The organism is Janthinobacterium sp. GW823-FHT06H09, from assembly GCF_058794735.1.
In genome coordinates this window covers 147,679-168,142 of sequence record NZ_JBXAHC010000001.1, presented here as the reverse complement: position 1 = coordinate 168,142, position 20,464 = coordinate 147,679, and the positions used below count along the sequence as shown (strand labels likewise).

Here is a 20,464-nt window from a genome sequence, read left to right as displayed (position 1 = left end):
TTTTCCTGCGCATCTTGAGTGCTAGAATGCAAGATTATCAATTCCCAGCCTGACGGCCCCGCCGTGGCTGCTTTCTTGCAGACGATGACACGCAGCAAACACAGTAATATGTCCGTTCCCGACGTGGCCACCATCGTTTTTCCCGTGGTGGCCATCGGCGCTTCCGCCGGCGGGCTCGATCCCATCGTCGCTTTCCTGGCGAACGTGCCGCAGGAAAGCGGCATTGCCTATGTGGTGATCCAGCACCTCGATCCCACGCAAAAGGCCATGCTGCCGGAATTGTTGCAGCGCGCCACCAGCATTCCCGTCACGGAAATCACGCACCAGGCGGAGTTGCGGCCCAATCATATCTATGTGATTCCGTCGAATGCCGACCTGGGCCTGGCCAAGGGGCGTTTCGTGCTCAGCGAGCCGGTGCAGTTGCGCGGCCACCGCTTGCCCATCAATACCTTTTTCGAAAGCCTGGCCGCCGAGCTGGGCGAACTGGCCGTCGGCGTGATTTTTTCCGGCATGGGCAGCGACGGCACGCGCGGCTTGCAGGCGATCAAGCAGGCGGGCGGACTGACCCTGGCCCAGCATCCCGATACGGCCAAGTTCGACATGATGCCGCAAAGCGCGATTTCCGCCGAAGTGGTGGACCTCGTCGATTTCCCCGACAAGATGCCGGACAAGATCATCACCTATCTGTTCCGCAGCAGTTTCCTCAGCTTGCCGGGGCATGAGCCGAACGGGCGCAATTCGCTGCAGGAAATCGTCGCCTTGTTGTCCGAGCACACGGGCAACAGTTTTACCGACTACAAGATCAACACGGTGCTGCGGCGTATCGAGCGGCGCATGAGCTTGTATCAAATGACGTCCATGGAAGAGTACGTTCCCTACCTGCGCGAGAATCCTGCGGAAATCGACTTGCTGTTCAAGGAATTGCTGATCGGCGTGACGAGCTTTTTCCGCGACCAGAAGGTGTGGGAATACCTGAAGATGGTGGTCTTGCCGCAAATGCTGGCGGCCCACCCGGACGGGCGCGCCTTCAAGGCCTGGGTGCCCGCCTGTTCCACGGGCGAGGAAGCGTATTCGCTGGCCATGGTGTTCCATGAAGTGGTGGCCGGCATCAACCCGCCGTCGAAATACAGCCTGCAGATCTTCGCCACCGACCTGTCGGCCGACGCCATCGACCGCGCGCGCCAAGGGCGCTTTCCGCACAGCATTATCAGCGACGTATCGGCCGAACGGCTGGAGCGTTTCTTTGTCAATGACAAGCACGGCTATCACGTGAAGAAAGAGATCCGCAACACGATCATCTTCGCCCAGCAAAACATCATTTCGGACCCGCCGTTCACCAAGCTCGACATCCTGTGCTGCCGCAACCTGTTGATCTATCTGAATGCCAAGCTGCAGCAGCGTTTGATTCCCCTGTTTCATTACGCCTTGAACCGCGATGGGATTTTACTGCTGGGCAGCGCCGATACGCCCGGTCATTTTTCCGAGCTGTTTTCGCCGCTGACCACGTCGACCCGGCTGTACCGCCGCCTCGACAATCTGGCGCGCCAGCGCCTGCCCACGTATTTTCCCACCAAGGTATCGTTGGCATCCCCCCCCACACCTAGCGACACGAGAGAAGTCAGCATGACTGGAAAGATTCAAGCCCATGTCGAGCAATTATTGCTCCAGAAATATTCGCCGGCCGCCGCGCTGCTGAACCAGGATGGCGACATTCTTTACATCAACGGCCGCACGGGCGCCTTCCTGGAACCGGCGGCCGGCAAGGCCAACTGGAATATCCATGCCATGGCGCGCGAAGGCTTGCGTTACGAGCTGGCCAGCCTGATCAAGCAGGCGCTGCAAAGCGAAAGCGTGGTACGCCTCAAGGGCCTGGTCGTCAAGGACCACCTGGGGCAATCGCTGGGCGTGGATCTGAGCGCCGAAGCCCTGAGCCAGCCCGAATCCCTGCGCGGCATGGTGTTTGTCACGTTTTCCAGTGCGCCTCTGGTGGCCGAGGCGCGGCGCGGCCGTTCGCCTAACCCCAAGGTGCTGGAGCTGGAACAGCAGCTGGCGCAGGCGCGCAATGAGATCCAGGCCGTGCGCGACGAGATGCAGACCTCGCGCGAGGAATTGAAATCGGCCAACGAAGAATTGCAGTCGACCAATGAAGAGCTGCAGTCGACGAACGAGGAATTGACCACCTCGAAGGAAGAGATGCAGTCGCTCAACGAGGAGTTGTACACGGTCAATGCCGAGCTGCAATCGAAGGTCGATGATTTGTCGCTCGTCAATAGCGACATGAAAAACTTGCTCAACAGCACCGATATCGCCACCATCTTCCTCGACAGCGATTTGCGCATCCGCCGCTTCACGGCGCCGGCCACGCAAATCTACAAATTGATCCAGACGGACTTGCGCCGCCCGCTCAGCGACATCGTCAACGACCTCGATTATCCGGGCCTGGAAGACGATGCGCTCGAAGTGATCCGCAGCCTGGTGTTTTGCGAACGGCAAGTACCGACCAAGAACGGGCGCTGGTACAACGTGCGCATCATGCCGTACCGCACGATCGAAAACGTGATCGATGGCGTGGTCGTGACCTTCATCAACATCACGGAATCGAAGCTGCTGGAAGCCCAGCTGCGCCAGATCCAGTCCGGCGTCGCGGCAGACGGGAAAGCAGGGGAGAGCGCCTCATGAGCGAACCATTCGACGAGGAGAGCGTGCCGGCCCGATTGCGGGAGCAGGCCGAACAACTGGCGGCGCAGCAGCGTCAGCCCGTGCCGCAGTCGAATGAAGAGGTGATACGCCAGCTGCATGAGTTGCAGGTCAGCCAGATCGAGCTGGAAATGCAGAACGCGGCCCTGGCCGAGCTCGAGCAGCTGAAGAATGAATATGAAAGCAGCCGCGACCGTTATGCGCAGCTGTATGAGCAGGCGCCCGTCAGCTATTTTTCGCTGGCGCGTGATGGGCTCGTCATGCGTGTCAACGTGGCCGCCTGCGGCTTGCTGCAGCGCGACAAGAACCAGCTGCTGGGGCGGCGCTTCGAGCAATTCGTCGCGCCCCCGGCGCAGGGCGGCTTCCGCCGCTTCCTCGACACCGTCTTTACCTGCGGCGCGCGCCAGGTGCTCGAGGCGCAACTGTTCGAAGGCGAGGCGGGCGGCATGAGCGGCATGGTGCGCATCGAAGCCAATTTCGACGCGGACAGCGCCACGGCGCGCATGCTGGTGACGGACCTGGGCGATGAGCATGCGCGCGAATCGGCCTTGCGGCGCGCCTTCGTCATCCTCGACAGTATCCGCGAAGGCGTGCTGGTGACGGACAGCGCCAACCGCATCATTTCCGTCAACCCCGCCTTCACCACCATCACCGGCTACCAGGCCGAGGAAGCCATCGGACGCGATCCGTCCTTCCTCGGCGGCGGCACGCATTTGCCGCATTTCTATGAAACCATGTGGCGCAGCCTGCACGAGGAAGGCAGCTGGTATGGCGAACTGGTGAACCGGCGCAAGAATGGCGAGCGCTTCGTCGAATCGCTGTCGATCACGCCCATGCGCACGGCCGATGGCGCCATCAGCCATTTTGTCGGCGTGTTTTCCGATATCACCGAACGCAAGCTGGCCGAGGCGGACCTGCGCGAACTGCACCGCGAGCTGGACCAGCGGGTCATCGACCGCACGGCCGAACTGCTGCGGGCCAACCAGCACCTGCAGCTGGAAGTGCACCAGCGCGAGCGGGCGCAGGAAGCCTTGCGCGATGCCGAGCGCTTCTTTCACGCCACCATCGATTCTCTGACGGACCGCGTGCTGGTGCTGGACCAGGCGGGCAGCATCGTGCATGCGAACCAGGCGTGCCTGGCCTTCGTCGGGCAAATCCCGCGGCCGCTGAACTACCTGGAATTTTGCGAGACCGACCCGCGCTGGCAGCGCAGCGCCGGACGCGAGCTGGCCGCCGGCATCCGCTCCGTCATTGCCGGCACTGCCGACACGTTTGCGCTCGAATACGAGTTTGCCACGCGCTCGGGGCCCCGCTGGTCGCAGGCCAGGATCAGCCGTTTCCTCGGCGAAGGGCCGTTGCGCGTGGTGGTGGCGCACACGGACATTACGGAACGCAAGCTGATGGATGGCGCCTTGCGCCAGTCGCACGCGCAGCTGCGCCAGCTTGCCCTGCACCTGGAAACGGCCAAGGAAGACGAGCGCAAGCGCATTTCGCGCGATATCCACGATGAACTGGGGCAAAACCTGCTGGCGCTGCGCATCGATATCTCCATGCTCAGCGCCCGCACCGAGGGTTCCCATCCGCGCTTGCACGGCCGCGTCGGCGCCGTGCTCAGCAACGTCGACACGACCATCAAGAGCGTGCGCGGCATCATCAACGAACTGCGCCCGATGGCGCTGGACCTGGGCTTGCAGGCCGCCATCGAATGGCAGGTGGGCGACTTCCGCAAGCGCAGCGGCGTCGCCTGCCGCCTGCTGATACGCGACGAGGCGCTGTTTGCCGCCATCGGCAGCCAGGCTGAGATCGTGCTGTTCCGCATCGTGCAGGAAGCGCTCAGCAACGTCATGCGCCATGCCCAGGCCAGCCAGGTCGAGATCGAGCTCAGTTCGGATGCCTGCGCCGTGTACGTGACCATCAGCGACAACGGCATCGGCATCACGCCGCAGCAGCAGCGCAAGAAGCAGTGTTTTGGCCTGATCGGCATTGCCGAGCGGGTGACGGCGCTGGGCGGGCACTTCGAGGTGGGCTTGCCCGCATCGGGCGCCGGCTGCCGCCTGGCCCTGCAGATTCCCCTGCAGGGAGTGAGGCAGCCTGCCGCCTGATACAGAAATTGCAATGGGTTAATTTTTGCCGACTCAGGTCCCTTGGACAGGCTATACTTTCGCCTGCTATTTACGGAGGGGCATATCTTGTTCAAAACAATCGTTTTACCAGTCGCCTTGTTGGGCGCGTTCGCCGGCGCACACGCCGACGAAGGGCAGTGGCAACCACACCAGCTGCCACAGCTGAAAGCCGAGCTCAAACGGGTCGGCATCGACATTCCTGCAGAAAAACTGGCCGACCTGAGCAAGCATCCGATGAGCGCCATCGTGTCGCTGGGCGGCTGCTCGGCCGCTTTCGTCTCCGACGCGGGCCTGGTGGTGACGAACCATCACTGCGCGTATGGCGCCGTGCAGCGCAATTCCACGCCGGAACACAATTACATCACCGACGGCTTCCTGGCCAAGACGCGCGCCAGCGAGCTGCCGGGCGGTCCGAACAGCCTGGTGTATGTGACGGACAAGGTGGAGAACGTCAGCGAGCGCGTGCTGAAAGGCTTGACGGCCAACATGAGCGGCCGCGCGCGCCACGAAGCCGTGGAAAAGCGCATCAAGGACCTGATCGCCGAATGTGAGACGGACAAGATGTACCGCTGCTCCGTGCCTGCCTTCCATCGCGGGCTCGAGTACTACCGCATCCGCCAGATGATGATACGCGACGTGCGCCTCGTGTATGCGCCATCGGACAAGATCGGCAACTTCGGCGGCGACACCGACAACTACGAATGGCCGCGCCACACGGGCGATTACTCGTTCCTGCGCGCCTACGTGGGCAAGGATGGCCGTCCGGCCGACCCGTCGCCCGACAACGTTCCCTACAAGTCGAAGGACTTCCTGGTGGTCTCGGCCGAAGGCTTGAAGGCCGGCGACGGCATCTTGCTGGCGGGCTACCCCGGCCGCACCAGCCGCTACAAGCTGCCGGCGGAAATCCGCTTCGCGCGCGATACGGCCTTCCCCCTGAAAGTGTCCGAACTGCAAGCGGATCTGGCCGTGATGGCCGCCGCCACGCAGGGCGATGCGGCGGCCGCCGTGCGCTATGCGAGCGTGGTGAAAAGCATCAACAACGTGCTGAAGAAAACCCAGGGCTTGCTCGACGGTTTCGCCCGCAAGGACATCGCCGCCATCAAGGATGGGCAGGATGCCGAGTTCCGCGCCTGGTACGCGAAGCAGCCGAACGTGTCGGCCACCCTGCTGGCCGAACTGGACGCGGCGATCGCCAGCGACATGGCCCTGAGCGAAGAGGAGTTCGCCTGGACGGTGGCCACCAACAGCGACCTGCTGAAAAGCGCGCGCACCGTCTACCGTCTGTCGCAAGAGCGCCAGAAGCCGGACGCCGAGCGCGAATCGGGCTTCCAGCAGCGCGACCTGGCCTTCATCAAGGCCCGTCTGGCCCGTTTGGAACAGTCGTACGTCAACAAGGTCGACCAGGCGCGCTTTGAAGCGGGCCTGAAACGTTACGCCCAGCTGGCGGCGAAGAGCCATCCGCAAGGCCTGGACGCGCTGCTGCCGGCACCAGGCGCCGTGGCCGCCCTGTACCAGCAGACGCAACTGGCTGACACGGCCAAGCGCCTGGCCTGGCTGGACAAGGACCAGGCTGCCGTTGCCCAGTCCGATGACGCTTTCATGCAGCTGGCCGTCAAGCTGTATCCGGTGGAACTGGCGCTGGAAGAGCGCCGCAAGGAAATCGACGGCAACCTGGAGCGCGTGATTCCGCAATACATGCAAGCCGTGATCGCGTGGAAGAAATCGCAAGGCAAGCCGGTCTATCCTGACGCCAACTCGACCCTGCGCGTCACGTATGGCACGGTCTCGCCGTACTCGCCGCGCGACGGCATCACCAAGGGTCCGTTCACGACCGTGGAAGGCATCGTCGAGAAAGTCACGGGCAAGGCCCCGTTCGAAGCGCCGCAAGGCTTGATCGATGCCGTCAAGCAAAAACGCTACGGCCAGTTCCGCGACCCGGTGCTGGGTACCGTGCCGGTCAACTTCCTCACCAGCGCCGACACCACGGGCGGCAATTCCGGCTCGGCCGTGATGAACAAGCGCGGCGAACTGATCGGCCTGAACTTCGATTCGACGTATGAATCGATCACCAAGGACTGGTACTTCGACACGGCCATCACGCGCGCCATCCACCTCGACATCCGCTACATGCTGTGGGTGATGAAGGAAGTGGACCACGCGGATAACTTGCTGCAGGAAATGAGCATCAAGTATCCGAAAGCTGCCAAGAAGTAATCTTTAGTTTGCGCTAGCGCAAAGCCGCATCCGCCCCAGGGCCGATGCGGCTTTTTTGCGTATGGGCAACTGGTTTGAGTTCCATCAATATGCCAGCGTCCACCATGGTTAGCATGGACCAAGGAAACTATGGGATGGAGGCAACATGGATGATGGCGAGCTGGCAGCCGATCTGGCGCGGCTTTTCGGAGCGGACAGGCGAGTCCAGGACAGCCGCTTGCTGCGCATGGATTTTCCGCGCGAGGACGGTCCGCCCGATACCGCGCTGCTGGTCAACAGCTTGCGGGCACACGAGGAAATGTCGCGCGACTTCCGCTTCGACGTCGAACTGCTGTCCGACAATCTCCACGTCCCCCTGACGGCGATGATGGGACGCATGGTCACGATTTCGCTGGTGCGCGATGATGGCAGCTTGCGCTATTTTAATGGTTATGTCGGCGAATTTCGTCTGTTGCGCAGCGATGGCGGTTTCGCATTCTACCAGATGGTGCTGCAACCCTGGCTGGCGTTGTCCAGGCTGCGCATGGACAACGTCTCGTTCCACGAGCGCACGGTCATCGACATCAGCGAAACGACCTTCGATCATTATGTGCAGCGCGACTGGCAAAACCGGCTGCATGAGGAAAAAGCAATTTTAAGCTGCGCCAACCAGCATAATGAAACCGATTACAACCATCTGCACCGGCGCTGGGAAGACCAGGGTATCCATTACTGGTATGAACATCGCGCCGACGGTCATACGCTGTGTCTGGGCGACAATACCTGGCTGAGCGACAGCATCGATCCAGGCGACGGCCATGCCAGCGAAGCCGACGAGATGGTGTATCGCAGCGGCGCGGGCTCGCTGGAGCGCGACGGCATACGCGATTGGCAGGCAATACGCAAGATCGCTTCAGGCTCGCTCACGCTGGCCAGCTTCAACTACAAGCATCCGTATGCCAGCCGCGCCAGCGGCTATGCGCTGCACCAGCAGGGCGACGTGTTTGCCCATGAACTGTATCAAAACACCGGCTATGGCTATGCCGGCATGGGCGACGGCGAAGCGCTGGCGCAACGCCGCCTGGAGGAGCAGAACTGCCAGGCGCAATACTTCGAAGCTGGCGGCAATCACCGCTGCGCCCAGGCCGGGCGCAGTTTCACGCTGGGCGGACACTTCAGCGCCCAGCAAGCCATGCCGGCCAGAGGTTAGGAGGCGCGCCCGGACATCGGCGCGCGCGAATACCTGATCCTGTCCGTCGATCATATCGCCAGCAACAATTACCAGGCAGGCACGGGCGCGAAGTCGCATTATGAAAACCGGTTTAACTGCATCCGCAAGAGCATCCGCTGGTATCCGGGGCGGCACTTCAACAGCAGGCCTTGCGCGTTGCCCGGCGTGCAGACGGCGATCGTCACCGGGCCGGCAGGCGAAACCATCCATACCGACGGGCTGGGCCGGGTGAAGGTGCAATTCCACTGGGATCGGCTGGGCAAGTTCGACGCGGGCAGTTCGCCATGGATCCGGGTCATGACGCCATGGGCGGGCCAGGCGTTCGGCCAGATCGCGTTGCCGCGCATCGGCCAGGAAGTGCTGATCCAATTTCTCGACGGCAATATCGACCGTCCCGTCATCGTCGGCGCAGTGTACAACGGCAACCATGCGCCGCCGTGGAATTTGCCGGGGCAAGGCATGCTGGGCGGCTGGCGCAGCGCCGAGCTGATGCCTGGCGGCGGCTGCGGCGTGCGCGGTAATCAGTTGGTGCTCGACGATACGCACCAGCGCATCCAGGCGCAACTGAAAAGCGATCATCAGCACAGCCAATTGTCGCTCGGCTGCATCAGCCGCATCGAAGACGCCAGCGGGCGCAAGGATGCGCGTGGCGAGGGCTGGGAACTGGCGTCAGACGCCTGGGGCGTGGCGCGCGCCGGCCGCGGCATGTTGCTGACCACCGAAGCGCGCCATGGCGCCGCCTCGCATATCAAGAGCATGGATGAAACCTTGCGTCGGCTGGCCGAGGCTGCTGAACGGCACAAGGCGCTTGCCGCCCTGGCGCAGCATTACGGGGCGCAAGAAAGCGCCGCCCAGCAGGGCGCCGCCGCCGATGTGCTCAATGACCAGCATGCCGGGATCAAGGGCGGTGCCGGCAGTGGCGAAAGCGCATTTCCCGAACTATCCAAGCCGCATCTGGTGCTGGCCAGTCCGGCCGGTATCGAAACGACGAGCGCGCAATCGACGCATATCGCCAGCGCCGAGCACACGGCGCTGACGACCGGGCGCGACCTGTCGCTGGCGGCCGGCGGCGGCCTGTTCGCCAGCATCGGCGCGGCGTTCCGCCTGTTCGTCCACAAGGCGGGCATGAAACTGATCGCCGCAGCCGGCCCGGTGCAGATCGCGGCGCAAACCGATGCGGTCGATATCGTTGCTCACAAGGTGCTGGAATTGATCAGTCAGACCGACTGGGTGCATATTCGCGGCCGCAAAGGCGTGCGTCTGCATGGCGCCAATTGCATGCTTGAAATTAGCGACAAGGTACAGTTTTTTACTGCGTCGCCGACGCTGTTCCATGGAAACCTGGAAACCTTGGCGCCAAAGAACCGGCCGCAGCCGGAGCTGGAACCGCCCGTCGCGCCGGTAGCGGGGCAATTGCAGCATACGATACAGGCCCATGCGGATGGCGGCCAGTACGCCAATGTGCCGTACACGCTGTACAACGGGGAAGCCGAAGTCGAACGCGGCTTGACCGACGAATTCGGCCGCATCCTGATCGCGCATCAGGACGGCACGCCCCGCTACCGTGTCGTCCTTGGCAATGGCGAAGAGTTTTCATTGCAGGCGAGCACACGCTTCGACCCGGACGCGGCGCCGGGCGGCGAACACACGCTGTCGAACCGCGGCTTGCGCGCGTTCGACGACACCAGCGACAGCCGCTGGGTTCAATGATTCACGACACTGACTGGAGAGCGCCATGCCGGAATCGAGCGGCCGCATCGAAACCACCCATATCGACGAAGTCGGACGGACTGCGACGAGTTCGCTCCAGTGGCTGCTGGAAAACCGCAACCTGAAGGGCAAGGCCACTCATCCGATTACGCACAACAACAAGCTGACACTGTTCATTTGCGGACAGGAAGGGTTCGCCGACATCGCCGGCGAGATCGCCAAGGCTAAACATTCGATCGACCTGTGCTGCTGGGGTTTCGACCCGGGCATGGAACTGGTGCGCGGCAACAGCGCCACCTGGCCGCGGGGCGAAACGTTTGGCGACTTGCTGATCGACGCCACCACGCGGCGTCACGTCAGGGTGCGCTTGCTGGTCTGGTATGACCGGATCGGTTCGCCGATAGCGCGCACTATGCCGGGCCATTCGCACGGTACCTCGCCATGGAAAACCGGTGGACAGCGCTTTGATGACATCAGCGCAAAAGCCAGCCTGGCGATGTTGCAGGAGGCAGTCAGGAAAAAACTTGTTTTAAGCAGTGCTTTCAGGGGCGATATCGTCCGGCCCGAGGATATCCCGATGCTGGCGCGTGAAGAATATTGCCACAGCTGGTATGCGGCCGCGTTCCATGGCTTGTTGGGGCGCCTGGAGATTCGTTTGCGGCACGGCGACAGCGCCGCGATCAGCAAGAGTATCGCGACCGAAATCAACCAGCCGCACGGCTTGACGATGGGGGAAATCGAAAAGCCCGGCATGCAATACCTGGGTACGCATCACCAGAAACCGGTCCTGATCGATTTCGACCACGAAGAAGGGGCCAAGGCCGTCGGTTATGTGATGGGCCTGAACTCGGTGACCGATTATTGGGACACGACGGCCCATCTGCTCGACGATACGCGCCGCGAACAGGGCGGCGTCAACGAGCGGCGCGAGTGTGTGCAGGGAGTGGCCGAGGACGGCGGGTTCGCCACCTTGAAGCCCTATCAGGATTACGCCTGCCGCATCGACGGCGGCAAGGCGCTGATCGCGCTCTACAATAATTTCGTGAAGGCGTGGGACCGCGCGATCGACGACCGCACGCGTTCGGCTTCCACCGATTGTGTTAGCCGGGAGTTGCCATGTGGCAGCCCGCCGGCGCGGCTGTTGCGCAAGGCCGGGCCGGATGACTCCACCGTGCAGATCGTCCTGACGCAGCCCGAGGAGCAGGACAAGACGATCAAGGAAACCTATTTTCGCGCCGTGACCCAGGCCAGCCTGGCGGCCGGCTACCTGTACGTGGAAAACCAGTATTTCCAGTATGAAGAATGGGCCCGGCACTTGCTGGCCGAGCGCAAGAAGGTGGTCGCCGCGTGGAAGGCCGGCAGTGTCAAGGCGGGCAAGAGTCTTGAAGACATGCCGGTCATGCACGTATTCATCGTCATTCCCGTGCCGGAGCGCGCAGATGGTGCCGCGCACCCACGACACGCTGGCGACACTGGGGCAGCAGGCTGGCATGACGGGGCAAAACACCATGATCGACGACTACAACAAGCAGCCGAAAACCCGGCATGTCAGAGGCGGATTCGGCATCACCAACGAGGTGGAAGTCAAGTTGCCCGACGTGGTGCAGCATGCCAACGGCATCAACAAACCCGGCATGATGACACTCGAAAGCGAATTCGGGCTGAAGGTATCGGTGGCCATGCTCAATGTCAGCGCGTTTGACAAGGACCGCTGGCGCTACCGTGAAATCTACATCCATTCCAAATTGATGCTGGTCGACGACGTGTTCATGACCTTGGGCAGCGCCAACCTGAACCAGCGCAGCATGGCCGTCGACAGCGAGATCAATATCGCCACCGACGACCACCGCGTGGCCCGCGATTTGCGCAAGCGGGTGTGGCGCATGCATAGCGGGGGACTGGTTGATGGAGGGGAGGGGACGAAGGCGGAGATTGTGGATGCTTATCGGAAGTGGGTGGAGCTGATGGGCGCAAATCGCAAGAAAAAATGGGATAAATCTGAAAATGCACTTTTAAAGAAAATGACCGGTTTCCTGCTGCCATTGGAAGACAAACGCAGCTCCACCATACGTCTGGGTTGATCATGAGTAAGAAAAATACCGTATCTTTTCGCCTGCCATTTCTTGCGTTGGCAGTTCTTCTCTTTGTTCCTTTGATTGCTTGCAAAATGCCTAACGACAAAGTCCTGCCACGGAACCAGAGTCTGCCCCTCTTCAATCCCCATGTCGCGGATTTTATCTGTGAAACCGAGGCGAATAAGGTGCCGCCCATCGATGCGCAAGCGGAGGACTGGTTCCTCGAAGCACGCGCCTTGGAAGATCCAGAAATTTTCGTGGAAGACCGCGATTACAAAAAAATCGTTGATCTGACGCGTCAGGCAGCAGAGCGATTGCACTGGAAGGCGATGCTCAATCTGGCCAGCCTGTATGTGGAAGGGCGCGATCCTGTATATGGTGAGGAAGAAGCGGTGCAACTGGTGGAAAAGGCTATGCGTTTGGGCATACCTGCGGCTTATGACCGGATGGGAACCTATTATGCGAACAGTACCGGCGTCAATGGCGACATCACGCGTGCCTATGCCTTCTGGCAAAAGGCGGCGCAGATGGGAAATCCGCAAGCGATGGCATTTTTGGCGGATAAATTAAATGTTGGACCCGCCAGTGAAGGGGCGGGCTATTGGTCCAATATTCCCGTCGCGACAAAAATGCTGGAATGTGCATTTGGGCAAGGATATGGTCCCGCAGCATTTGATTTGCATTATTTGTATGTATCTCCACGGGCTGCCAATGGGAAAATAAATGGCTCGCGTAACGCTGAAACAAAAAGTCGTGCATTAAAGGTGTTGCATGAAGGTGTTAAGTTTGGTTGTGAGGATTGTGCAAATGCATTGGCAATTGAATTCGGTTCACCTTTTGATCTTGCCGATATGCTGGTGCCATATGTAGACAAGGCTCGTGGAGAGCGATATCGTATGCTTAGTAACGCCCTCGGCTTCAACCCCAATCGCCGCTTTCCCAACCTTGATAAAATATTGCCATTACCACCGGCCGATCTGCCGCCGTGGGATGGTCAACGAAAGAGCCTGCTCGACGCCGCCATGGGTGTCCGTCCGCCGCCAGCCACCCCGCAGCCAAGCGCCTCCTCGTTGTTGCAAAAACCATATTTCCTGGCCGCCAACTATGCGCTGCACCCCACCGGCTTGCACAGCGACGCGCCGACTGCGCCGTTTTCCGCATACTGGCAACCCGCCCAAGGGCAAGGAGTGAAGGAAGCGGCCCGGCTATTTCACAAAGGCGAAGCGTTCCGCCATTTCAGCACGCTGGATGCTGATGGAAACAGTCGTTATGGCCCCGTGACGTGGGAGCAGTGCCTGACGATACGGCACAACCATGGCGCCGTGGAACCGCGCGCGGTGCAGGGTTTGCTGCGCGAGGTGGGGCGGCCCGAGCCTTTGTTGAGCTGCGTTTGCGACCAGGTCTGTCCGATCAGCGGCGTCTGGCAGCCGTGGGTGGCGGCCGACCATCCGCTGCAGGCCATCGTCAACCAGTACTGGCGCCAGGCCTGGCTGACCCAGGGCGCACCGTTCCCGCGACCGCGCCGCGACTGGCTGCTCGATTTGCCTGCCGACGAGGTGACGTGGCATTTGATGGATGTGTCCCTTCCTGATCTTGGGTAACGCAATGCCGTAGCGATGGAGCACGCAATGATTTGGAATCAATCCAGCATGGCTGCCACAAGAGGACGCCTTGCGTCGCTGATTGTCTTGTGCTGCCTGCTTGCCTGCAAAATGCCAAACGACAAAGTCTTGCCGCGCAACCAAAGTTTGCCGCTCTTCAATCCGCATGTTCCTGACTTCATTTGCGAAGTCGAGGCAAGCAAGGTGCCGCCCATCGATGCGCAAGCCGAGGATTGGTTCCTCGAAGCGCGCGCCATGGAAGATCCCGAAATTGCCGTGGAAGACCGCGATTACAAAAAAATCGTCGCTCTGACGCGTCAGGCGGCAGAGCGATTGCACTGGAAGGCGATGCTCAATCTGGCCAGCCTGTATGTGGAAGGGCGCGATCCTCTATATGGTGAGGAAGAGGCGGTGCAACTGGTGGAAAAGGCGATGCGGCTGGGCATACCGGCGGCCTATGACCGGATGGGGACTTATTATGCGAATAGCACCGGCGTTGACGGCGACATCACTCGCGCCTATGCCTTTTGGCAAAAGGCGGCGCAGATGGGTAACCCCCAAGCGCTGGGTTTTTTAGGAGAAAAACTCACTGCGGGGAAGGATTATCCGGGTGCTGAAATGTGGGGGAATATTCCTGTGGCAATCAAGATGATGGAGTGTGCACTGGGGCAGGGATATGGCCCATCCGCATATGATTTATCTTATTTATATGTTGTATTAAGAACGCCTGACGGCACGTCTGATGGGGAAAGAACAACTGAAACCAAAGAGCGTGCCTTGCAAGTATTACATACCGGAGTAAGGCTGGGCTGCGAGAAATGCGCAAACAAACTCACGATTGAATTCGGCGATCCGTTTGATCTTGCAAATATGCTGGTCCCGTATATTGATAAGGCGCGAGCGGAACGTTACGGCGTACTTAGTCGTGCCCTCGGCTTCAACCCCAATCGCCGCTTTCTCAACCTCGATAAAATCCTGCCATTGCCACCGGCCGATCTGCCGCCGTGGGATGGACAACGAAAGAGCCTGCTCGACGCCGCCATGGGCGTCCGTCCACTGCCAGCCACCCCGCAGCCAGGCGCCGCCTCGCTTTCAAAAGAGCCATATTTCCTGGCCGCCGACTATGCGCTGCGCCCCGCCGGTTTGCCGCCCCGGCATCGCCCGCACTGTGCACGCGCCACGGCCTGCCGCATGGGCTGTGCCACGTATAATTCCGCGCACTATCCTCCGCTATTCTTTTTCGACAGGTTCCCATGCCCCAGACTCCCGATTTACCGCCGGATTGGCACGCGTTTGAAACAGCCTATGACGTTGAAGCAACCTGGTTCAGGCTGGCCAATGCCTCGCTGGCGCTGCTGGGCGCGTCCGCTTTCAAGGATCAGGCATTTTCAGCCTTTGCCTTCAACGCCGTATCGTTCCCGTCCATTTCGCTGAGCTTTGACACCGATCCCGGTAACAGGGCGCGTGATTACTATCCTCCGGACTGGTCGAACGAGTGCATGGAAGCCGATGTGCCGGAAATCGGGCAACTATGGGAAGAGGGCCACGCAAGGATCGAAGGCGCGTTGAGCGAGCTGATCGACGTCGCTGATGACGAGCTGCTCTGCGCCATCGAGGAAGGCTATCTGCACAGCCTCAGGAAAACCATGGTGCGGCTGGAAACGCGCCATGCTTTCGAGCAGATCAAGACGTGCGCGCCGTTCTGGACCGTGGTCACGCAAGTCGATGCCGATACGGATGAAGAGGAACGCCTGCTCGACCAGGTGCGCCAAGGCCTTCTGGTGTAAGCGCTATATCAGGGCTTGCCAGGCCCTGATTTCCTCGTCCGTGAGCACCGGCCCCCAGCCGCCGCGCAGCGCCGCATCCGGCTGCGCATAGCGCCCAAGCTGCGGCACGGCGACGTCATGCCTGGCACAGATATCAAGGACGGCTTCCAGCTGGCGCCGGCTTGCCGCAAGGTCATCGCCATGCCAGGTACAGGCGCTCGTTTCCAGCACATGTTGCACCAGTGCTTCCAGCGTGCCTAGCAGGTGCCCGGGCAGTGGCGCACGCACGTCTTCCGGCCAGGGATCGCCCATGCCCGTCACAGCCAGGGAAGCGAAGCCCCGTTCCCAGGCGGCAAAATCCTCTGGCCCGACCTGCGCCACTTTCCACACGTGAGCGGCGAACGCGGACAGGGCAGGATGATCCACATCAAAGCGCCGGCAAAAGCGTTGCAGGCACGTGACGGCAAGGCATTGCCTGGCGATCACGGAGAGCGTGTCTATCGAGATGTTGTGCATGAGTCAAAAGCTCCTGACGGCGGCGCCTGCCGCAGCGCCTCGACCGGCAATTGAAAAAAGCGCGGCACCATGGCCGGCGACAGCGCGTCGCCACCGTCCGCCATGGCCAGGCGGCCGCTCAGCAGCAGCATCACGTAGCCGTGGCCCAGCGACCAGCCGGCGCTGGCGGCGGCCTTGTCCCAGCGCGGATCGAGGCCCGCTTCGCGCACGGCCGCGCCTGCCGTCTGCAGCACATATTGAAAGCACGCTTGCGCCGCTTCCTGCAGGGCGGGGAACTGGCGCACGTCCTGGTGCTCGAACATCAGCCGGTAGTGTGCGGGCGCGGCCAGGGCGAATTCGATGTATTGCTGGCCCAGCAATTGAAAACGCTGTTCGGCCGGCAGGCTGCCCGGCGGCGGCAGCTGCGTTTCCCATTTCTGTATCAGGCTGGCGAAGCCGGCCGCCGCCACTTCGGCCAGCAAGGCTTCCTTGCTGGGAAAGTGGCGGTACACGGCGGCGACCGAGACGCCCACCGTGCGCGCCAGTTCGCGCAGCGAGAGGGCGGCGTCATGCTGCTGCGCCAGTTGCGCGATGACGGTGGCGACCAGGGTGTCGCGCAAGTTGCCGTGATGGTAGGTGCTCGTTGTTGTCATTCGATGTTATCGCTGTTCACATTGTCGTGTATGATGGGCATGTTATCACTGAAAACATGGAGAGCACATGCATGAGATGAACATTGCCGTCCGCACCGTGGACTTGCCGCCAGGCGCCAGCATCGCTCCGCTGTATCCCGGCAGCAACCTGGCCGACGCCTACGCCGTCGATTTGCCCACCGCGCAGGCGCGCCAGATGGACATGCAGAGCCTGGCGCGCCAGCTGCTGGGCAAGCAGCCGGGCTGGGCGCGCAAGCTGATGGTGCTGCGCGACGCCATCGTGGCGCGTTTCGGCATCCGGACGGCAAAACAGATGGAAGCGCGGCCCGGCAAGCGCATCGGCATCTTCCGCATCTATGCCGTCAGCGACGACGAGATCATCCTGGGCGAGGATGACAGCCACCTCGATTTCCGCCTGTCGGTGCTGCGCAACCGCGACGCGGGCCGCCATGGCAGCGTGACCGTCTCCAGCGTCGTGCATTGCCATAACCGGGTGGGGCGTGCCTATATCCTGCTGATCCGGCCGTTTCACAAGCTGATCGTGCGGCATTCGCTGGCGCGCGCCGCCAGGGCAGGCTTCGCCTGAGGCGGGGAGGGGCGGACGGCAAGGGCAATCTTGCTTATTCATGGCCGGTATTGCATACTGCACCACCAGCCTCATCACGATTCCCATGAACGATACGCTTCTCCTGCTGGGTTTTGCCACCACGCCGCTTGAACTGATTTCCTTTGTCCTGGCACTGACAACCGTTGCGCTGAACATCCGCCAGAACCACTGGGCGTGGCTGTTCGCCATCATTTCCTCGGCCGCCTACGGTTTCGTGTTTTTCGAATCGCGCCTGTATGGCGACATGGCCTTGCAATTGCTGTTCATCAGCGTCTCGTTCTGGGGCTGGTACCAGTGGCTGCATCCGGCCAGCGGCGGCAAGACCCTGCCCGTCACGCGGCTGGGCATGCGCGGCTGGCTGGGCAGCGCCCTGGCGTGGCTGGCGGGCTTTGTGCTGCTGGCCTGGCTGCTGACCTCGACCGACACGGACGTGCCTCACGCGGACGGTTTCCTCACGGCAGGCAGCCTGGTGGGGCAATTCCTGCTGTCGCGCAAGAAGCTGGAAAACTGGATCGTCTGGATCGTCGTCGACGTGCTGTACGTGTGGCTGTACCTGCACAAGGACCTGACCCTGACGGCCATCCTGTATGCCGTGTTTGTTGTCATGGCCACGATCGGCTTGCTGGCGTGGAAAAAAGCGGCGCCGGCCGCGCCCGATGCAATGGTCCTCAAGTGATGGACCGCTGCGTGCGCGTGGCCATCCTGGGCGCGGAATCGTCGGGCAAGTCGACCCTGGCGGCCGCGCTGGCCGAGCGCTACGGCACCGTCTGGGTGCCTGAGTATTTACGTGAATTCGTCGCCACGCAGGGCAGGGTGCCTGTGGCAGAAGACCAGTATGGGATTGCGCGTACGCAAGTTGAACGCGAAGACGCGGCCGCTGCGCAAGCCCGTCACTTCCTGTTCTGCGACACGACGCCCTTGATGACGGCGGTCTACAGCCGCCATTATTTCAATGGCGCCGATGCGCAACTGGCGGCGCTGGCCGCCGGCCATCAATACCACGCGACCATCGTGACTGCCCCCGACAGCCCCTGGACGCCAGACGGTTTGCAGCGCGAATCGGAAGCCGTGCGCCAGCTGATCTACCGCTATCTGCTCGACGAGCTGGACGCGCGCGGCATCGCCTACCTGCTGGTCAACGGTCCACTCGCGCAGCGCTTGAAGCAGGTTGACGGCTGGATGGCGAGGGCTGCGGCAGTCCTGCAGCGTTAAGGCCTGCCAATATGCTGGTGCAGGAATGCTTCCAGTTTCCGATACATCGCGGTGGCGTTGCGCGTCTTGTAAAAGCCATGCCCCTCGTCTTCCACCATCATCCATTCGGGCGCGTTATTGGCGGCAATCAGCGCCTTGCGCATCAGCTCGGCCTGCACGGGCGGCGTGGTCTCATCCTTGTCGCCATGGATGAGCAACACCGGCACCTTGATCCGCTGCGCTTGCTGGCTCGGTGAAATGGCATCGAGTTCGCGTGTATCCTCGCCCAGATAGTCCTGGAACTCGCGCCGCACATACTTGAGGCGGCGCGTCATGGGGGCGTCCTGCAGCAGCTTCAGTTCATACGCGCCGGCATAGCCAATCGCGCATTTGAAGGCGCCAGGCGCACGGACAGGCAGCATCATGGCCGCATACGCGCCGAAGCTGGCGCCATACGAACAGACGCGGCTGGCATCGACTTCACCCTGCGCCAGTACGGCCGCGAGGCCGTCGAGGATGTCATCCTGGATCAGCGTACCCCATTGGCGATAGCCGGCGCGCCGGAACCGCTCGCCGCGACCATCGGAGCCACGGTAGTTTACCTGCAGCACCGCATAGCCGCGGCTGGCAAGGAATTGGGCGTCGCTATCGAAATACCAGGTGTCGGCGATGCCGTGCGGGCCGCCATGGGGCATCACCACCAGAGGCAGCTTGACGCCGGGAGCATGCTTTGGCATGGTCAGGTAGCCATGCAGGTCCAGTCCGTCACGTGCCTTGAAGGCAATCGGCCGGCGCGGGGCCATCTGTTCCGGATCGATGTCGGCCATGGTCGCATACAGCAGGTCGGCCTTGTTGCTGGCTTTGTGATACAGGTAATAGCTGCCCGGATCGCGGTCGTTGGAAACGGCAAACAGCAAGGTGGCGCCATCGTCCGTGAAATTGATGAACTGGACATGATCGTCCGGAAACGAGGCGCTCAATTGCTGGTGCAGTCTGGCGCTATCGCTGGCAGGATCGACGTACACGGTGCGTGGCCTGCCGATGTCGATGACGACGGCAAATGGCGTGTCGTCGGGCGCCAGCATGGCAGTTCTGACGTCGCCGACGGCATCCTGCGCCAGGACAGTTTGTTTGCCGCTGGCAAGTTCTTGACGTATCAGCGAATACGGGCCGTTATCGTTGTTCTGAAAGGCGAAAAACGCGCTGTCGTCCGGCGTGAACTGGAATGGAATGAAATTCCTGCCTTTCTGCATCGTATGCAGACGCCATTCGCTGCTGGCATCGTCATAGCGATACAAGATGGGAGTGAGCTCGTCGTTCCAGCCATAGGCAAAACGTGGCACCTGATTATTCTGCAAGATGTAACTCAGCCGCGGCGCAGCAATATTGGCGATCAGCTTGCGCACGCCCTGTTTGCTGTCCACGTCATACAGCATCGAGCGGTCGCGATCCCAGTCCTGGGCGGACAGAAAGACATGGCCCGTGCGCGGCCGGGGAATGGTATTGATATAGGCGTAGCCATAATCATCCTGATACTGTCCGCGGCTTGATGAGCGAAACATTTCATAGCCATACAAATATTCCTGCTTGTTGCCGTCGAGGTCAAAGGCGAGGATTTCTCCCGTCGACATGGGCTTTTCGAGGGAGCCTTGTTCCTCGCCCTTGCGCATGACGAGGCGCCGGTTGTTCAGCCAGAAGTAGCTCATCGGCACTTCAAAGATACGCAGGCGCAGCGTGCCGACCAGTTGCATCTCGGGCAGGCTGTAGATCCCGATGGTGGGAACCATGCGTTCACCCTGGGGAACTTGCACCGTCACGGCCAAATGCTTGCCATCTGGCGAAAGCCGCAGCTTACTGACGGCATCGCGCTTGGTGAAGTGTTCGATGGGGATGAGTCGCTCTGCCGACCAGGCAGCGCTGGCCGCCAAAGTCGGGAACAGGACGGCGACGAGTAAGGGCAAGGCGCGTGGCAATGTAGGCATCGGCAAGGGTGGGTAGTTGCAAATAATGATATTTATTGTAGCAATAAAATCAATTCCTATTAGGAAATATTTCCAGCTTCCTCGCCATCCTCGCCGTCGTCCCCGTGCCAGGTCTCTTGCGCCCTGGATCAATCTTTACA

Annotated in this window: 15 protein-coding genes and 1 pseudogene; 13 read left to right on the top strand and 3 right to left on the bottom strand. The window is 61.2% G+C overall.

Translation table 11 applies throughout. The features are described 5' to 3' along the window. Positions 1 to 84 precede the first annotated feature (84 nt). From AC1Q6X_RS00800 to AC1Q6X_RS00755, 10 genes and pseudogenes are all read left to right on the top strand, one after another. Positions 85 to 2,679, top strand: a complete 2,595-nt coding sequence (locus AC1Q6X_RS00800) for a chemotaxis protein CheB (protein ID WP_492494527.1) — start codon at positions 85 to 87, stop codon at positions 2,677 to 2,679. Then, positions 2,676 to 4,799: a PAS domain-containing sensor histidine kinase gene (locus AC1Q6X_RS00795; protein ID WP_492494525.1), complete on the top strand. Its 2,124-nt coding sequence runs from the start codon at positions 2,676 to 2,678 to the stop codon at positions 4,797 to 4,799. The genes AC1Q6X_RS00800 and AC1Q6X_RS00795 overlap by 4 nt, the downstream gene beginning before the upstream one ends. Before the next feature lie 87 nt (positions 4,800 to 4,886). Beyond that, on the top strand, positions 4,887 to 7,034 hold the full coding sequence (locus AC1Q6X_RS00790) for a S46 family peptidase (RefSeq protein ID WP_492494523.1): 2,148 nt from the start codon (positions 4,887 to 4,889) through the stop codon (positions 7,032 to 7,034). Between the two features lie 145 nt (positions 7,035 to 7,179). Further along, positions 7,180 to 9,006: pseudogene (locus tag AC1Q6X_RS00785) on the top strand (type VI secretion system Vgr family protein); the annotation flags it as partial. Then, positions 9,001 to 9,954 (top strand): DUF2345 domain-containing protein, encoded by a 954-nt coding sequence (locus AC1Q6X_RS00780; protein WP_492494877.1) that lies wholly within the window; start codon positions 9,001 to 9,003, stop codon positions 9,952 to 9,954. The pseudogene AC1Q6X_RS00785 and the gene AC1Q6X_RS00780, both read left to right, overlap by 6 nt. A gap of 25 nt (positions 9,955 to 9,979) precedes the next feature. After that, the gene (locus AC1Q6X_RS00775) at positions 9,980 to 11,656 is read left to right on the top strand and encodes a phospholipase D-like domain-containing protein (RefSeq protein ID WP_492494521.1); all 1,677 of its coding nucleotides are present in this window, start codon (positions 9,980 to 9,982) and stop codon (positions 11,654 to 11,656) included. Then, positions 11,589 to 12,035, top strand: a complete 447-nt coding sequence (locus AC1Q6X_RS00770) for a phospholipase D-like domain-containing protein (RefSeq protein ID WP_492494519.1) — start codon at positions 11,589 to 11,591, stop codon at positions 12,033 to 12,035. Before AC1Q6X_RS00775 ends, AC1Q6X_RS00770 begins: the two co-directional genes overlap by 68 nt. Before the next feature lie 2 nt (positions 12,036 to 12,037). Further along, entirely contained in the window at positions 12,038 to 13,630 is a 1,593-nt protein-coding gene (locus tag AC1Q6X_RS00765) for a tetratricopeptide repeat protein (protein WP_492494517.1), read from the top strand. A gap of 27 nt (positions 13,631 to 13,657) precedes the next feature. Further along, positions 13,658 to 15,064, top strand: a complete 1,407-nt coding sequence (locus AC1Q6X_RS00760; RefSeq protein ID WP_492494515.1) for a tetratricopeptide repeat protein — start codon at positions 13,658 to 13,660, stop codon at positions 15,062 to 15,064. A gap of 65 nt (positions 15,065 to 15,129) precedes the next feature. After that, positions 15,130 to 15,417 (top strand): hypothetical protein, encoded by a 288-nt coding sequence (locus tag AC1Q6X_RS00755; RefSeq protein WP_492494513.1) that lies wholly within the window; start codon positions 15,130 to 15,132, stop codon positions 15,415 to 15,417. A gap of 3 nt (positions 15,418 to 15,420) precedes the next feature. On the opposite strand, the gene AC1Q6X_RS00750 is transcribed toward AC1Q6X_RS00755, so the two are convergent. Beyond that, positions 15,421 to 15,912: a hypothetical protein gene (locus AC1Q6X_RS00750; RefSeq protein WP_492494511.1), complete on the bottom strand. Its 492-nt coding sequence runs from the start codon at positions 15,910 to 15,912 to the stop codon at positions 15,421 to 15,423. Next, the gene (locus AC1Q6X_RS00745; protein WP_121670043.1) at positions 15,894 to 16,544 is read right to left on the bottom strand and encodes a TetR/AcrR family transcriptional regulator; all 651 of its coding nucleotides are present in this window, start codon (positions 16,542 to 16,544) and stop codon (positions 15,894 to 15,896) included. The genes AC1Q6X_RS00750 and AC1Q6X_RS00745 overlap by 19 nt, the downstream gene beginning before the upstream one ends. 67 nt (positions 16,545 to 16,611) lie before the next feature. Here AC1Q6X_RS00745 and AC1Q6X_RS00740 point away from each other — a divergent pair, with 67 nt between their 5' ends. The 3 genes from AC1Q6X_RS00740 (at position 16,612) to AC1Q6X_RS00730 (ending at position 18,363) form a co-directional block, all read left to right on the top strand. Then, entirely contained in the window at positions 16,612 to 17,130 is a 519-nt protein-coding gene (locus AC1Q6X_RS00740) for a DUF2867 domain-containing protein (protein ID WP_492494509.1), read from the top strand. A gap of 85 nt (positions 17,131 to 17,215) precedes the next feature. Then, entirely contained in the window at positions 17,216 to 17,827 is a 612-nt protein-coding gene (gene pnuC, locus AC1Q6X_RS00735; RefSeq protein WP_070224181.1) for a nicotinamide riboside transporter PnuC, read from the top strand. Beyond that, positions 17,827 to 18,363 (top strand): AAA family ATPase, encoded by a 537-nt coding sequence (locus AC1Q6X_RS00730; protein WP_492494875.1) that lies wholly within the window; start codon positions 17,827 to 17,829, stop codon positions 18,361 to 18,363. The genes pnuC and AC1Q6X_RS00730 overlap by 1 nt, the downstream gene beginning before the upstream one ends. Here AC1Q6X_RS00730 and AC1Q6X_RS00725 read toward each other — a convergent pair. Then, positions 18,360 to 20,456: an alpha/beta hydrolase family protein gene (locus AC1Q6X_RS00725; protein WP_492494506.1), complete on the bottom strand. Its 2,097-nt coding sequence runs from the start codon at positions 20,454 to 20,456 to the stop codon at positions 18,360 to 18,362. The two genes, AC1Q6X_RS00730 and AC1Q6X_RS00725, sit on opposite strands and share 4 nt — an antisense overlap. Positions 20,457 to 20,464 lie beyond the last annotated feature (8 nt).

What these genes read in the sequence shown, in the direction of transcription:
- AC1Q6X_RS00775 (WP_492494521.1), top strand. Translation starts at nt 9,980, where the DNA reads ATGCCGGAATCGAGCGGCCGCATCGAAACCACCCATATCGACGAAGTC.
- AC1Q6X_RS00745 (WP_121670043.1), bottom strand. Translation starts at nt 16,544, where the DNA reads ATGACAACAACGAGCACCTACCATCACGGCAACTTGCGCGACACCCTG.
- AC1Q6X_RS00795 (WP_492494525.1), top strand. Translation starts at nt 2,676, where the DNA reads ATGAGCGAACCATTCGACGAGGAGAGCGTGCCGGCCCGATTGCGGGAG.
- AC1Q6X_RS00730 (WP_492494875.1), top strand. Translation starts at nt 17,827, where the DNA reads ATGGACCGCTGCGTGCGCGTGGCCATCCTGGGCGCGGAATCGTCGGGC.
- pnuC (WP_070224181.1), top strand. Translation starts at nt 17,216, where the DNA reads ATGAACGATACGCTTCTCCTGCTGGGTTTTGCCACCACGCCGCTTGAA.
- AC1Q6X_RS00755 (WP_492494513.1), top strand. Translation starts at nt 15,130, where the DNA reads ATGGAAGCCGATGTGCCGGAAATCGGGCAACTATGGGAAGAGGGCCAC.
- AC1Q6X_RS00765 (WP_492494517.1), top strand. Translation starts at nt 12,038, where the DNA reads ATGAGTAAGAAAAATACCGTATCTTTTCGCCTGCCATTTCTTGCGTTG.
- AC1Q6X_RS00800 (WP_492494527.1), top strand. Translation starts at nt 85, where the DNA reads ATGACACGCAGCAAACACAGTAATATGTCCGTTCCCGACGTGGCCACC.
- AC1Q6X_RS00780 (WP_492494877.1), top strand. Translation starts at nt 9,001, where the DNA reads ATGGATGAAACCTTGCGTCGGCTGGCCGAGGCTGCTGAACGGCACAAG.
- AC1Q6X_RS00770 (WP_492494519.1), top strand. Translation starts at nt 11,589, where the DNA reads ATGATGACACTCGAAAGCGAATTCGGGCTGAAGGTATCGGTGGCCATG.
- AC1Q6X_RS00750 (WP_492494511.1), bottom strand. Translation starts at nt 15,912, where the DNA reads ATGCACAACATCTCGATAGACACGCTCTCCGTGATCGCCAGGCAATGC.
- AC1Q6X_RS00740 (WP_492494509.1), top strand. Translation starts at nt 16,612, where the DNA reads ATGCATGAGATGAACATTGCCGTCCGCACCGTGGACTTGCCGCCAGGC.
- AC1Q6X_RS00760 (WP_492494515.1), top strand. Translation starts at nt 13,658, where the DNA reads ATGATTTGGAATCAATCCAGCATGGCTGCCACAAGAGGACGCCTTGCG.